We start from the raw sequence: 13,007 nt of genomic DNA on the forward strand, positions 1-13,007 counted from the left end.
GAGCCGCGCCCGCCATGGGCGCAGAGCGAAGGAGAAGCATCGTGGAGACTCAGACCAAGCTTCCGCCCATGCCGGGGCTCTCGGGCCCCGAGAAGAAGCGCTTCATGAACGGCACCCACCGCACGGCCTCGCCCGAGGAGACCTTGGATCGGATCAAGGGCTTCATGCCGGCGATGGGGATCACGCGGATCGCCAACGTCACGGGGCTCGACGCGATCGGGATACCGGTCGTCGTCGTCTGCCGCCCCAACTCGCGCTCTCTCTCGGTCAGCCAGGGAAAGGGGCTGACGCTCGCGGCGGCGAAGGTCTCGGGGCTGATGGAGTCGATCGAGGCCTATCACGGCGAGAACATCGTCCGGCCGCTGCTCCTCGGCTCCTCTCGCGAGCTCCGGCGCTCCCACGCGATAGCCGACGTCTCCGCGCTGCCGCGGACCTCGAGCGTGCCGCTCGACGAGGACACCCCGCTCCTGTGGGCCGAGGGCTACGACCTCATGCGCGGCGCGCCGGTGTGGGTCCCCTACGAGCTCGTGCACGTCAACGCCACCGCGGCGGGCCGCGTCAACGCGGGTATCTTCTGCTGCTCGACCAACGGGCTCTCGTCGGGGAACGGGCTCCTCGAGGCGGTGAGCTACGGTATCTGCGAGGTGGTCGAGCGCGACGCCACGGCCGTGTGGGGGGCCCTCACCGACGAGGAGCGGGACGCGAGGCGGCTCGATCTCGACAGCATCGATGATCCCGGCTGCCGCGAGGTGCTCGCGAAATTCTCGGCCGCCGGGGTCGCCGTCGGCGCGTGGGAGACCACCTCCGACGTCGGTATCCCCTCGTACGAGTGCCTGATCGCCGAGCGGACGGAGGACGCCGTCCGGGCGCTCCACGGCTCCGGCGGGCAAGGCTGCCATCCGTCGCGCGCCGTCGCGCTGCTGCGCGCCCTCACCGAGGCCGCGCAGACCCGGCTCACGGTCATCTCGGGCGCGCGCGACGACCTCCTCCGGAGCGAGTACGACCGCCACCGGAGCCCCGATCAGGTCCGGCACGTCCGCCGGCTGCTGACGGCGCGCGGAGAGCGCCCGTTCTCCGCGGGGCCGACGTTCGCGGGCGACACGTTCGAGGACGACGTCGCCTGGCAGCTCGAGCGGCTGCGCGCGGTCGGGATCGACAGCGTCGTCGCCTTCGATCTCACGAAGCCGGAGTTCGGCATCCCCGTCGTCAAGATCGTGATTCCCGGGCTCGAGGGGATCCACTCGTTCCCCAACTACATCCCTGGCCGCCGGTTCCGCCGAGCGCTCGAGCGCCGGAGCGCGGCGGGCCTGAAGGAGATCGTATGAGCATCATCGTCTTTGTCGGTCCGACCCTCTCGCTCGAGGCCGCGCGGGCGGAGCTCGACGCCCTCTATCTGCCGCCGGTCTCGCAGGGCGACGTCTACCGGGCATGCGCGAAGCGCCCGCGCGCCATCGCGATCATCGACGGCTACTTCGAGCGGGTCCCGGCGGTCTGGCACAAGGAGATCCTCTTCGCGATGGCGCAGGGCATCCACGTCTTCGGGAGCTCCAGCATGGGGGCGCTGCGCGCCGCCGAGCTCTCCGCCTTCGGCATGGAAGGCGTGGGCGCCATCTTCGAGGCGTACCGCGACGGCCTCATCGAGGATGACGACGAGGTGGCCGTCGTCCACGGCCCCGCGGACAGCGGCTTTCGCGCCGGCTCCGAGGCGATGGTCAATATCCGCAGGACGTTCGACGCCGCGGCGGCCGCGGGCGTGATCACCGCGGCCACGCGCGACGCGCTCACGGCGGTCGCAAAGTCTCTTTACTATCCCGACCGCGTCTATCCCGTGATCCTCGACGCCGCGTCCCGCCACGGCGTCCCGCAAAGCGAGCTCGCGTCGCTGCGCGACTTCCTCCCGAAGGGGCGCGTTAACCAGAAGCGCGACGACGCGATCGCGCTGCTCCGGCACCTCCGCGCGCGCGCCGAGGCGGGCTTCTCGCTGAAGACCGTCACGTACAGGTTCGAGGTCACCGAGTTCTGGTGCCGCGCCGAGCAGGCCGCCGGCGAGATGGTCGCCGCGGAGCGCCCGACCGCCGGCGACCCGTCGCCGTATGAGACAGTCGCCCTCGACGGCATCCTGGACGAGCTCCGGCTCGATGCGGCGGCTTACGGCCGGGCGAAGCGCGGGGCCATGCTCCGGTACCTCGCGCTGCAGGAGGCCGAGCGGCGCGGCCTCACCGTGGACAACGCCGCGCTGGAGCGGACGTCCGACGCCTTCCGCCGCGAGCGGCGGCTCTACGAGCCGGACGACGTGAAGGCGTGGATGGGTCGGTTCAGCGTCGGCTGGGGCGAGCTGACGCGGCTGCTCCGCGACGAGGCGCTCATCGGCTGGGTCGAGAAGGCGGTCGACGAGGTGGCGCAAGGCCACGTCCGCGACCACCTCTCGGTCTCCGGCGAGTACGCGGAGCTGCTCTCTCGGGCCCGCGACAAGCAGCAGCGCCTCGCCGAGCTCGGCCTGTCGAACCCCGCCTTCTCCGACGCGGGGATGGCCGAAGGCGACCTGATCCGGTGGTATTTCGAGCGATGCCTGGGCGCGCCCGTGCCGCCCGATCCGGCGAGCGCGCTGCGCTCCGCCGGCTTCGCCGACGCGGACGAGTTCAAGCGCGTGGCGCTGCGCGAGGTGTGTTATCGCCGCGCCGCGCACGGCGACCGGGCCGCGAGCGCCCCGGCCCCGGAGCGCCGATGACGCCCGCGATCTCGCTCCGCGGGGCGACGAAGGTCTTCGCGTCGCGCCGGGCCGTCGACGCCGTGTCGTTCGAGGTGCGGCGCGGCGGCGCCACCGCGCTCCTCGGCCGGAACGGCGCTGGGAAGACGACGACGATGCGCCTCGTGACAGGCATCCTCCTCCCCGACGAGGGCGCGGTCGAGGTGCTCGGGGGCAGGAGCGACAGCGTCGCGATCCGCGATCGCGTCGGCTACCTCCCGGAGGAGCGAGGCCTGTACAAGCAGATGCCGGTCGCCGAGCACCTGGCCTTCCTCGGCGAGCTCAAGGGCGTCCGCCCGCGCCGCGCGCGCGAGAGCGCCGCGCGGCTCCTCCGGTCGCTCGAGCTCGGGCACGTCGCGCGCGCGCGGATCGAGACGCTGTCGAAGGGCAACCAGCAGAAGGTGCAGCTCTGCGGCGCGCTCGTCCACGACCCGGAGATCCTCGTCCTCGACGAGCCGATGTCGGGCCTCGATCCCGTCAACGCCGTGCTCGTGAAGCGGCTCTTCGGGGAGCTCCGCGCCGCCGGAAAGACCCTCTTGCTCTCGACCCACGTCATGCCGCTCGCCGAGAGCCTGGCCGACCACGTGGTCGTCGTCGATCGGGGGCGCGTCGTCCTTTCGGGGCCCGTCGGCGAGGTGAAGGCGTCCTTCGCCGGCAACACAGCGCGGATCGAGTTCGACGGCGACGGGACCTTCCTCCTCGGCGTCGACGGCGTGGTGAGCGCGCGGATCGAGCCGGGCGTGGCGGAGCTCGTGCTGCGCGACGCCGGCGACGCGCAGCGGGCGCTCTCGGCGGCGCTCTCGCGCCTCCAGGTGCGGCGGTTCGAGGTCTCGTCGCCGTCGCTCGGCGAGATCTTCTCTCGCGTCGTCGGCGAGGGCGCCCCGCCGCCGCTCGCCCACAGGCCGCGCGCGGGCCGGGGCGCGGCGCTGGAGGCGTCGTGAGCCGCATCCTCGTCGTGCTGAAGCGTGAGTACGTCGCCTCGGTGAAGACCGCGTCCTTCGTCCTCACGACGCTCCTCCTGCCGGTCCTCTTCGCGGCGGTGGGCCTGCTCCCTGCGCTCATCGTCGCCGTCGGCGCCGGCGACCGCTCGGTCGTCGTGGTCGACGGGACAGGCCGGCTCCGCGGGGTCGTGGAGGCCGCCTCCGCGGGCCTCGCCGAGGAGGCGTCGGCGCGCTCCTCCGCGAGGTCGCTCGGCGCCGCGATGGGCAGCGCTGTGCTCCCGAGGGCCGCCCGGCTGCGGCTCACCTACGTGGCCCCCGGGGACGCCGCTGCCACGAGCGCGGCCGTCGCGGCGCTGCTCGACGGCGCGAGGGCGGGCGCCACGACGGGAGGGCACGGCGTGGACGGCGTGGTGGTGCTCCCGCCCGCGATGCTCGAGGACCCCGGCGCGCGGGGCGCGCTGTACGCGAGGGGCGCCGACCTCGAAGCCGTCGAGCACGCCGCGGCGGTGGTGGCGCGCGGCGTCGCCGTGGCGCGGTGGACGGCGCGCGGCCGCGACGCCGCCGAGATCGAGGGCCTCCTGTCGCCCCCTGCGTTCGATCCGGCGCCTCTCTCCTCGAGCGGCCCCGGGGGCCCCGGCGGAGACCTCGACCTGCTCGTCGCCTTCGGCTTCGGCGGCCTGCTCTTCGTCGCGATCCTCTTGAATGGTCGCGAGATCTTGCGCCGCATCGTGCAGGAGAAGTCGGACAGGATCATGGAGATCCTCCTCTCCTCGGTGACGCCGTTCGAGCTCCTGTCCGGGAGGATCCTCGGCCTCGCCGCCGCCGGCCTCACGCAGATCCTCGTGTGGCTCGGGATGGCGGCCGTCGCGGGCGTCGCGATAGGCGCGCTGGGAGGGCCGCGCCTCATCGACGCCGAGACCCTGCTTCGTCCCATGGTCGCCGTGTACTTCGTCGTGTTCTTTCTGCTGGGATACCTCGTGAACGTGGCTGTCTATGCCGTCGGGGGCGCGGCCGCGAGCTCCGAGAAGGCCGCGCAGCAGCTGATGAGCCCGATCTCGATGGCGCTCTCCGCGCCGCCGTTCTTCCTCGTGGTCATCGCCGGTCACCCCGGCTCGACGCTCGCCGTCGTGCTCTCGATGATCCCGATCTACGCCCCGATGGTGATGTTCGTCCGGGTCCTCGTCTCCGACCCGCCGCTCTGGCAGATCCTCGTCGCCATCGGCGGCACCGGCGCGACCGTGCTGCTCTTCGTCTGGGTCGCTGCAAGGATCTTCCGGGCAGGCGTCCTCTCCCATGGATCGACGCCGACCCTCCGCGAGCTCTGGCGCTGGGCCCGCGCCAGGTGACGCGGGCCGACGGCGCGAGCGGCTTTCCTGACGCGCAGTGCAGCGCTTTCAAGCTGCCGACAGCGTCTTGCCTGTCTCGAGCAGCGTCTTCAGATCGCTCAGGATATAGCTCCAGCCACCGCCGGCTTCCTTGATCACGCCCGAGGTGATGGCGGCTGTCTTGGGCGCGTCGCCGACCTCGTGGGTCACGGTCAGCGACGTGATGCCGTAGGGGCTCACCTCGATCTCCCACGTAAGTCGCCTGAAGCCTTCCTCCTTCATCTCGGGATCCCAGAGGATGCGCCACGTCTGAACGAGCTTTCGCGGGGGATCGGCCTCGATGACCTCTCCATCGATGATCACGTTGGAGCCGCCGTGCTGGGCCATCTCCGCGTTCGCGAACGCCTGGTATTTGCCGCCGGGGCGCAGATCGTACTCCGCGCGGGCGCAGTAACCGTACCTCTCGATCCACTCGGGCTTCGTGATCGCATCCCAGACGGCCTCGGGCGTCGCCTTGATGTGGACTCGGTAGATGTGGACCGGCTTCTCACTCTTCGTCGTCATTGTTCTTCTCCAGGTGTCTCTTCAGATCAACGAGCGCCGAAATGCGCCCCTCGGTGTACTTGTCGATCCAACGATCGTGGATCTGGCGAATGGGGACCGGGTTCAGGTAGTGAAGCTTCTTCCGGCCCGATCGAACCGTGACGACGAGCCCCGCGGCTTCGAGCACCCGAAGGTGCTTCATCACGCCGAACCGCGACATCTCGAGCTCGGACTCGAGCTCCGTGAGCGTGAGGCCATCACGCGCGAAGAGCCGGTCGAGGAGGGAGCGCCGGGTGGGATCGGCCAGCGCCTTGAAGACGCGATCGTCGTCCGTCACCTCCTTGATATGTTACCAAATGGTCACCTGTCAAGGTCCGGGATGCTCGGCCGGCGCGGGTCCGGGCACGGGCCGCTGCAGGTGTTCGGATGTAGGATGCGAGGAGCCGCGACAGCTTGACGCTCGCGCTCGACGACCGGAGGCATGGGCGCGAGGGGATGCGGTGACCCGGCTGACGTCGGCTGTGCAGCCAGATCGAGAGCGGCCAGCGGGGCGAGGGGCGACCTCAGAAGCCTTCGCCGTTTTCGAGGATCGACGGGCAGAACGCGCGGACGCCCACGCACTCCGCGGGAGGCTGCAAGAGGTCGAGGCTGGAGCCGCACGAGAGCGCCTTGAGGGTGTCGGCCATGGCGATCAGGCAGGTCTTGGCCTCCGCGACCGTGACGGTGCACCCCTCGAAGTCGTACGTGAAGCACCTGGTCGACGTCAGCGGTTCATTTGCAGAGATGAGGCACGCCCGCCAGATGGCCACGCAGTCCTCTATCTCAGAGGAGTTGAGCAGTCCGACGAGATCGCACTGGTCTGCTTTCGCGAGCTTCATCGGCTCTTTGACATCGTCGCACAATTGGGTGGCCTCTTCGGTCGTCAGCTCGCCGAGCTGCAGGTTCTCGTCGAGGGCGATCGCTGTCTCGCCCCCATCGTCAACGCACGCCGCGAGCGCGAGCCCAGCCGCCAGGACCTCGAGAAGCGTCATCCGTCTCATTCGAGCTCTCCTTGACAAGGAAGGTGCGTTCCTGGCCGTTCAGGACCCGCAGGCGCCCCGTCGCCCCGACGATACACGCGCCCCGCGCTCGTCGATGCGCCGGAGCGCCCACGCGTCCGCGCCTCAGGTCGAGGGCGCCTGGGCGGCGCAGAGGAGCGGCGCGCCGGCGAGGCCGTCCACCAGATGATCGACGAACGCGCGCACGCGGCGGGGGATCTGCCTGCCGCCGACGTAGACGGCGTGGATCAGCTCCAGGTCTCCGGGGTTGTACCGCTCGAGCAGCGGAACGAGCGCGCCGACCTCGATGTCCGCCGCGACGTGGAACAGGCCGAGCCGGGCGATGCCGACCCCCGCGAGCGCCATTTGCCGCATCGTCTCGCCGTTGTTCACCTGCAGATGCCCCGAGACGTCCTGCTCCAGCTCGAGGCCGCCCTCGACGAACGGCCAGCCCGCGCGCGAGCGCCGGAAGTTGAAGGTCAGGCATTCGTGGCTCGCCAGCTCGCGGGGCAACGTCGGTGTCCCCCGGCGCTCGAGGTAGCTCGGCGCCGCGCACACGACGCGGCGGCTCTGACCGAGCTTGCGCGCGTGCAGGCCGCTCTCGGGCAGCGTCCCCATCCGGATCGCCACGTCGGCTTTGCGTGCCACGAGGTCGACCATCTCGTCGGTGAAGCTCAGATCGACGGACAGCGCGGGATGGCGCTCGAGAAAGCTCGGGATGAGCGGCGCCACGAAGAGCGAGCCGAACGGCAGCGAGGCGCTGACCCGCAGCCGGCCGCGCACCGCTCCGCCGGCGGCCGCCTGCTCGGCGTCGTCGAGCTCCTGAACGATGCGCGCTCCGGCGCGGCGAAAGGCCTGTCCCTCCTCGGTCAGCGTCAGCGAGCGCGTGGTCCGCACGAACAGCCGCGCGCCGAGCCGCGCCTCGAGCCGCGCGATCAGCTTGCTGACCGCGGACGGCGTGATCTCCAGGCTGCGGGCGGCAGCGGAGAACGCCCCTTCCTGGACCACCCGCAGAAACACCTCGAGCTCACCCGAGCGCTCCATGGCGATGCGCGGCATTTGCGACCTCCGTTCACAGGTCCTGGTCTGGCGCAGGGGATAGTCCGCCCCCCGACCGAGGTCTAGCTTCGGAGCCGTCAACTCGAACGGCAGGAGCACGACATGAAGATCTTCATCACGGGGGCGAATGGCTTCATCGGCGGCGCGGTCGCCTCGGCGCTGGTCGCCGCTGGCCACACGGTGCGCGGCCTGGTTCGAAGCGCCGCCAAGGGGGAGGCGGTGGCCGCGCACGGCGTCGCGCCGGTCGTCGGCTCGCTCGACGACGCCGCGCTGCTCCAGGAAGAGGCGCGGGCCGCCGATGGCGTCGTCAACGCGGCCAGCAGCGATCACCGCGGCGCCGTGGAGGCGTTGATCGCCGGCCTCGAGGGCTCTGGCAAACCGCTGCTCCACACGAGCGGCAGCAGCATCGTGGCAGACGAGGCCATGGGAGAGCCGTCGGAGCGCGTCTTCTTCGAAGACACGACGTTCGAGCCGGAGCCAGACAAGGTGGCGCGCGTCGCGCTGGATCGGCGCGTGCTCGGCGCCCCCGGCGTCCGATCCGTCGTGCTGTGCAACACGATGATCTATGGAAACGCCCTCGGCGCGCCCGCAGAGAGCGTGCAGATTCCGGCGCTCGCGCGCCAGGCGCGAGCCTCCGGCGTCGCGCGCTACATCGGGCGCGGGCAGAACCGCTGGTCCAACGTCCACATCGCCGACGTGGCGGCGCTGTACGCGCTGGCCCTCGAGAAGGCGCCGGCGGGCAGCTTCATGTTTGTCGAGAGCGGCGAGGCCGCGCTCGGCGACGTGGTCCGCGCCATCGCCGCGCGCTTCGGACTTGGGGAGGCCCAGAGCTGGTCCAGGGAAGAGGCCGTCGCGGCGTGGGGGCGAGAGATGGCCGTGTTCGCGCTCGGCTCGAACAGCCGCGTGCGCGGCAAGCTCGCAGCGCGGCTCGGATGGTCACCCCGTCACCGATCGGTCACCGACTGGATCCACAGGGAGCTCACCTGAGCCGGGCAAGAGCAGGAGAAACGAGACATCGCCCAGCGAAAGCTCGGCCCGTCGATGAGATAACCGAACGATGGTTTGCCCGAGCAACGGGTCGTTGATGGCGATTCCCGCATGTACCAGTACGTCGAGAATGCCAGGAGGGATACCGCGCTACGAAGCGAGCTCGCTGGGCGACCTCAGGAGCCCGCGCCGTCGGTCTCCCCGGTGCTGAGGACCTCCGGGCACTTCTCGCTGAGGGCGGCGCAGCCTGCCGGGGGCTCTCCGGAGGTGTCGGGCGGCGTTGCACACGTGATCGCCTTGACGGCGTCGGCCTGAGCCTTCACGCAGGCCTTGTACTCCGCCACCGTCGCGGTACAGCCCGCGAAGCCCTCGGTGGAGCACTCGCCGCCGCCCTGCGAGGGCTGGTCCGGTTCGCTCATGCACTCGGCCTTGGTGGCCTCGCAGTCACCACCGAACGCGCCGGCGAACGCGCCGGCGACCTCGCACAGGTCTTCCTTCGTGACGGTGACCGACGCGGCGAGATCCTGGCACAGCGCCTGGGAGTCCGCGGCCGTCAGCTGGCCGAGCTGCTTGCCGTCGAGGTCACCTCCGCTCTGGCCCCCGGTGTCCCCGTTGCCCCCGTCGTCGTCGCCGCCGCATGCCGCGAGCGCGAGGCCAGCCATGAGCAATCCAAGAAGCTTCATCCGTGTCATCGAGCGCTCCCTCATCGAGAATGTTCACCTGAGTGTCCGCGCGGCGCTCGAGGACGGCTCCGCCGAAGGAAGCGAGCGGGCTGTATCGTCGATCGGGCAGGCGCGCGGGCCGAGCCTACTACGACCACGGTTCAATCTTTCTTCCTGCTGGGGAGAAAATAGAAAGCGGCCTCGGCGCGAGCCTTGCCGCGCGGTCGAGGCGCTCTCCGGCCGGGTGTCTCGGCGCCCGTCAGGGTGCCCGCCTACGTCTCCGCGGGCGTGAGGGTGCGCCCGGAGGCGCCGCCGTCTTCCCGCTGCGGCCGGCATCCCACTGCGCGACCACGCGCTTCGGCGCCACGCGACGCCAGGCGCCCACGAGCAGCTCTTCCAGGAGCGTCCGATCGACGCGGCGGAGCTCCACCCGGGTCCAGCCCTGGTGTCCCCACGGCGTCACGGAGAAGACGTCGGGCTGCGCCTGCACCAGGCTGTCTTGCTCCTCGAGGGACAGCTTGAGGACCGCGCGCTCCTCCGCCACCCAGTGGGTCGCGAAGATCTTCCCTCGCACGCGGAACGACGGTTTGCCGAAGTGGTCCTGCTCCTCGGCCTCGGGAAGCGACAGCGCGAGCCTCTGGAACTCTTCGGAGCGGAGCGCAGGAGGAACATGCGCGGGAGGCGGAGGCGTGGAAGGCGTGGGAGACCGGCTCGACATGGTGTTCGCTCTCCTTCGGAGCCTATCCTGGAGAAGGCGACGCCGGCGGTCTTGTAAAGATTTTACCCCGCCGCGGGCTCGTGCCAGCGAGACCGAGCCGCGCGGCGGGGCGGGCGCTGCGCTCAGGAGTGTTAACCCTCGCTCTCGTCTTCCTCTCCCCCTCCGCCCAAGGCCCCCGGGCACTTCTCCTCGATCGCGGCGCACGCCGCCGGCTTCTCCGCGAGGTCGGTGATCGTCGATTCGCACGTGAGCGCCTTGATGGTGCCTACCATGGCGTCCACGCAGGCCCTGACCTCCGCGACCGTGGCGGTGCAGCCGGTGAACTGGGACGCTCCGCACGCTTCGAGGTCGTCCGTCTCCTCGGGCTCCTCCGGAGCGCTGATGCATTCCTGCCTGGTGGTCTCACACTCCGTTCCGAACAAAGAGGCAAGCACCCCCGCGGCCTCGCACGCGTCCTCCTTCGAGATCGTCTTGGCCTGCCCGCGGAGATCGTCGCACAGGCCGTCGGCCTCCTCGGCCGTCAGCGAGCCGACCTGTTTGCCTTCGATGTCGCTCCCGCTACCTCCATCACCAGCACCCTCCTCATCGCCGCAAGCCACGAGCGCGAGACCAGCCATCAGAAACCCGAGAAGCTTCATCCGTGTCATGTCGAGATCTCCTTGAACGAACGAGGACGCTCACCTTGAGCGCGCCCGCGCGGCCCTCCGGGCGACGCCACAGCGCCTGGAAGCGCTGGGCGCGGGCGCCTTCCGGGCGACTGCGCTGCTCAGACCGGTCTACGTTCGATGAGAAGATTCCTTTCCTCCGTAAACGGCGCGCGCAGCTTTTCCACGCGAGCGCCGCCCTCGCCGCGTGCAGGGAGTCCCACGTTCCACCCGGCGCGCCCGACGCCCGAAGCCCGAAGAGCGCTCGCCCGTTACGGGCTCATGCCGGCGACGTCGATCAGCGCCGCGCGCGTCCGGGTCGGGGTCGTCCCGCTGAACTGCTTCACGTCCCGCGCGAGGTGCGCCTGGTCGTAGTAGCCGAACCGCTGGGCGAGCTCCGCCCAGGTCCCCGTGGCGCCCGTCTTGAGGTGCCGCACCAGCCGGTCGAAGCGCACGAGGCGCGCGAGGAGCTTGGGCGGGACGCCGACGTGCTCGCGGAACAGGCCGATCACGTGCTTCTGGCTGTAGCCGAGCTCGCGCGCGAGGGCGCGCATGTCGACAGCGCCCCCGCGCTCCTCGATGCGGCGGAACGCCCACGAGACCACGCCGACCTCGAGCCGCGCCTCGTCCACGCGCTCGCCGAGCGCCCGCTCGATCAGGTCGAAGCGCGCGTCCCAGGTCGGGAGCTCCTCAAGGCGCTCCGCCAGCCGGGCGTGCTTCCTGGGCAGCAGATCGCGCGCCGAGATCACGCGCCCGGTCAGCTCGTCCATGGGCACGCCGAAGAAGAGCCGCGCCCCGATGGGGGTGAGGTTCACCTGGAGCCCGCGCTGGAACCCGTCGTGCTCGGTGATCGTGAAGGTGGCGTCGAGGCCCGCGACGAAGCCGCCGGGGTGCGAGGAATGACGGCGATCGCTCCCCGCGTCGAACACGCGCAGCGGCGGTCCGAACTCGATGATCACGACGATCTGCGGCGCCGGGAGCTCGCGCCGCCGCAGCGGCCCGGGCGTCTCCTCCGTGTAGCCGCTGTAGTCGCGGACGTACGCGCGGAGGCGCGGCGCCGGGGGTCGCGTCGCGATCTCCCAGCGGCCCTCACCGGAGTTGCCGCGGGTGATCCGCGCGCGAGGCGCCAGCGCTTGCATCGCGGGGGAAGGGTACCCGTCGACGCGGGCGCGAGCCAGCCGCGCGCGCGGGGCGGAGCGCGTCAGCGGATCGTCTTACAGCACCTCAGCCCGAGGTGGTAGTTCGCGTGCCACGCGTCCTCCATCGGCTCGACGTGCCAGCGCGGGCTGTAGGCGCAGTGATCGGGGTAGGTCTCGCGGCCCTTCGGCCTCGGGGCGTCGTGCTCGCGGGCGACCTCGACGTAGAACCAGGCGCTCCCCTTGAGCTGGCTGTACAGCTTGCCGTCGTCGCGGTCGCGGCGGGTCATGATCTCGGCCACGTTGCCGTGCTGATCGAACACCCCGAACCGCGAGCGGCACGCGGGGAAGGACCCCGCAGGCTCGGTGTCGGTCGCGCAGGTCTGGTAGGCAGAGCGCGCGGTGTCGCCGTCGCACGGCTTGCCGTCGATGTCGCGGTGCGGCGTCCGCGTGTGGCAGGCGGCGAGATCGAGCTCGTCGCCGTAGGCGTACGTCCTCGGCTTGCCGCCCTCTGGGTCGCCGCGGCACGCGAGGCTCCACTCGTCCTCGGTGCAGAGGCGCTTGCCCTGGAGGCTGCACACGGTCGCCGCCTGCGTCGGGCTCGCCCAGACCATCGGCAGCTCGCACGGCTTGTTGGGGAACTCGAAGATGTCGATGCAGAACTCGGCCGACGCCGGCTTCCCGCGCCTGTACACGGGCACCATGTTCTCGTGGCCGCCGCAGCGGGCGCGCTGCTCCTCCGTCTGGAGGACGACGCCCCGGAGGCCCTCCAGGCACTGCTCCTTCGAGCGCGTGTGCCGCGCGAGCTCCTTGTTGCCCTGGTTGAGCCGGGCAGGCGAGCCGCCGCCGAAGTTCTTCTCCAGGAAGAGCTCGGGGTTCTTGAACTTCCGCTCTCGCTCCGAGAACTCCTTCAGCGAGAAGAGCCGCACCAGATCCTCGCGCGCCTCGTAGTGGGTCGCCATCGGATCCCTGACCGCCCCGGCGTCGCCGCCGGCCGCGTCGGGCGCGCCGGGCTCGCCAGAGGCCCGAGGGGCCGGCGCCTCCGGGGCGGAGGCCGCAGGGCCTGAAGGTTGCGCGGAGGCGCTGGCCGGAGGCGGCGCGCCGGCGTCGCGGCCGCGATCGGCGTCGCCGCGGGAGCAGGCGGGCGCGCCGGCGGCGAGCGCCGCCAGCACGAGGTGCAAGGGACGGGAGGGAGGAGGCACGTCGAGC

Annotated in this window: 14 protein-coding genes; 5 read left to right on the top strand and 9 right to left on the bottom strand. The window is 71.1% G+C overall.

The window, feature by feature from the left end:
• Positions 1-41 precede the first annotated feature (41 nt).
• The 4 genes from WME82_RS49290 to WME82_RS49305 are packed head-to-tail and all read left to right on the top strand — an operon-like array spanning position 42 to position 5,033.
• The gene (locus WME82_RS49290) at positions 42-1,325 is read left to right on the top strand and encodes a YcaO-like family protein (RefSeq protein WP_438040984.1); all 1,284 of its coding nucleotides are present in this window, start codon (positions 42-44) and stop codon (positions 1,323-1,325) included.
• Positions 1,322-2,728 (top strand): TfuA-like protein, encoded by a 1,407-nt coding sequence (locus tag WME82_RS49295; RefSeq protein ID WP_438040985.1) that lies wholly within the window; start codon positions 1,322-1,324, stop codon positions 2,726-2,728. Before WME82_RS49290 ends, WME82_RS49295 begins: the two co-directional genes overlap by 4 nt.
• Positions 2,725-3,687 carry an ABC transporter ATP-binding protein gene (locus WME82_RS49300; protein WP_438040986.1) on the top strand — a complete coding sequence of 321 codons (963 nt, stop codon included), beginning with the start codon at positions 2,725-2,727 and terminating at the stop codon, positions 3,685-3,687. The genes WME82_RS49295 and WME82_RS49300 overlap by 4 nt, the downstream gene beginning before the upstream one ends.
• The gene (locus tag WME82_RS49305; protein WP_438040987.1) at positions 3,684-5,033 is read left to right on the top strand and encodes an ABC transporter permease; all 1,350 of its coding nucleotides are present in this window, start codon (positions 3,684-3,686) and stop codon (positions 5,031-5,033) included. The genes WME82_RS49300 and WME82_RS49305 overlap by 4 nt, the downstream gene beginning before the upstream one ends.
• Before the next feature lie 48 nt (positions 5,034-5,081).
• On the opposite strand, the gene WME82_RS49310 is transcribed toward WME82_RS49305, so the two are convergent.
• The 4 genes from WME82_RS49310 to WME82_RS49325 form a co-directional block, all read right to left on the bottom strand.
• Entirely contained in the window at positions 5,082-5,576 is a 495-nt protein-coding gene (locus tag WME82_RS49310; protein ID WP_437857006.1) for an SRPBCC family protein, read from the bottom strand.
• Positions 5,560-5,892: an ArsR/SmtB family transcription factor gene (locus tag WME82_RS49315; RefSeq protein WP_438040988.1), complete on the bottom strand. Its 333-nt coding sequence runs from the start codon at positions 5,890-5,892 to the stop codon at positions 5,560-5,562. Before WME82_RS49315 ends, WME82_RS49310 begins: the two co-directional genes overlap by 17 nt.
• A 226-nt stretch (positions 5,893-6,118) precedes the next feature.
• Positions 6,119-6,586, bottom strand: a complete 468-nt coding sequence (locus tag WME82_RS49320; RefSeq protein WP_438040989.1) for a hypothetical protein — start codon at positions 6,584-6,586, stop codon at positions 6,119-6,121.
• Positions 6,587-6,718: 132 nt separating this feature from the next.
• Positions 6,719-7,651, bottom strand: coding sequence for a LysR family transcriptional regulator (locus tag WME82_RS49325; protein WP_438040990.1), 933 nt, complete (start codon positions 7,649-7,651; stop codon positions 6,719-6,721).
• Positions 7,652-7,753: 102 nt separating this feature from the next.
• Between WME82_RS49325 and WME82_RS49330 the strand changes: the two genes are divergently transcribed.
• A complete protein-coding gene (locus WME82_RS49330; RefSeq protein ID WP_438040991.1) occupies positions 7,754-8,638 on the top strand; it encodes an NAD-dependent epimerase/dehydratase family protein in 885 nt (294 codons plus the stop codon).
• Positions 8,639-8,814: 176 nt separating this feature from the next.
• Here the strand turns inward: WME82_RS49330 and WME82_RS49335 are convergent, their stop codons facing one another.
• From WME82_RS49335 to WME82_RS49355, 5 genes are all read right to left on the bottom strand, one after another.
• Positions 8,815-9,330, bottom strand: a complete 516-nt coding sequence (locus WME82_RS49335; protein ID WP_438040992.1) for a hypothetical protein — start codon at positions 9,328-9,330, stop codon at positions 8,815-8,817.
• Positions 9,331-9,559: 229 nt separating this feature from the next.
• Entirely contained in the window at positions 9,560-10,018 is a 459-nt protein-coding gene (locus WME82_RS49340; protein WP_438040993.1) for an MmcQ/YjbR family DNA-binding protein, read from the bottom strand.
• Between the two features lie 131 nt (positions 10,019-10,149).
• Entirely contained in the window at positions 10,150-10,665 is a 516-nt protein-coding gene (locus WME82_RS49345; RefSeq protein WP_438040994.1) for a hypothetical protein, read from the bottom strand.
• Between the two features lie 269 nt (positions 10,666-10,934).
• On the bottom strand, positions 10,935-11,801 hold the full coding sequence (locus tag WME82_RS49350) for a helix-turn-helix domain-containing protein (RefSeq protein ID WP_438040995.1): 867 nt from the start codon (positions 11,799-11,801) through the stop codon (positions 10,935-10,937).
• A 62-nt stretch (positions 11,802-11,863) separates the two neighbouring features.
• Positions 11,864-13,000, bottom strand: coding sequence for an SUMF1/EgtB/PvdO family nonheme iron enzyme (locus tag WME82_RS49355; protein WP_438040996.1), 1,137 nt, complete (start codon positions 12,998-13,000; stop codon positions 11,864-11,866).
• Between the last annotated feature and the right edge of the window lie 7 nt (positions 13,001-13,007).

Source organism: Sorangium sp. So ce128 (assembly GCF_051525245.1).
In the GTDB taxonomy this organism is placed as follows: domain Bacteria; phylum Myxococcota_A; class Polyangia; order Polyangiales; family Polyangiaceae; genus Sorangium; species Sorangium cellulosum_B.

Coding starts and splice junctions, on each gene's coding strand:
- WME82_RS49335 (WP_438040992.1), bottom strand. CDS start 9,330: ATGACACGGATGAAGCTTCTTGGATTGCTCATGGCTGGCCTCGCGCTC.
- WME82_RS49350 (WP_438040995.1), bottom strand. CDS start 11,801: ATGCAAGCGCTGGCGCCTCGCGCGCGGATCACCCGCGGCAACTCCGGT.
- WME82_RS49300 (WP_438040986.1), top strand. CDS start 2,725: ATGACGCCCGCGATCTCGCTCCGCGGGGCGACGAAGGTCTTCGCGTCG.
- WME82_RS49345 (WP_438040994.1), bottom strand. CDS start 10,665: ATGACACGGATGAAGCTTCTCGGGTTTCTGATGGCTGGTCTCGCGCTC.
- WME82_RS49330 (WP_438040991.1), top strand. CDS start 7,754: ATGAAGATCTTCATCACGGGGGCGAATGGCTTCATCGGCGGCGCGGTC.
- WME82_RS49310 (WP_437857006.1), bottom strand. CDS start 5,576: ATGACGACGAAGAGTGAGAAGCCGGTCCACATCTACCGAGTCCACATC.
- WME82_RS49295 (WP_438040985.1), top strand. CDS start 1,322: ATGAGCATCATCGTCTTTGTCGGTCCGACCCTCTCGCTCGAGGCCGCG.
- WME82_RS49325 (WP_438040990.1), bottom strand. CDS start 7,651: ATGCCGCGCATCGCCATGGAGCGCTCGGGTGAGCTCGAGGTGTTTCTG.
- WME82_RS49320 (WP_438040989.1), bottom strand. CDS start 6,586: ATGACGCTTCTCGAGGTCCTGGCGGCTGGGCTCGCGCTCGCGGCGTGC.
- WME82_RS49340 (WP_438040993.1), bottom strand. CDS start 10,018: ATGTCGAGCCGGTCTCCCACGCCTTCCACGCCTCCGCCTCCCGCGCAT.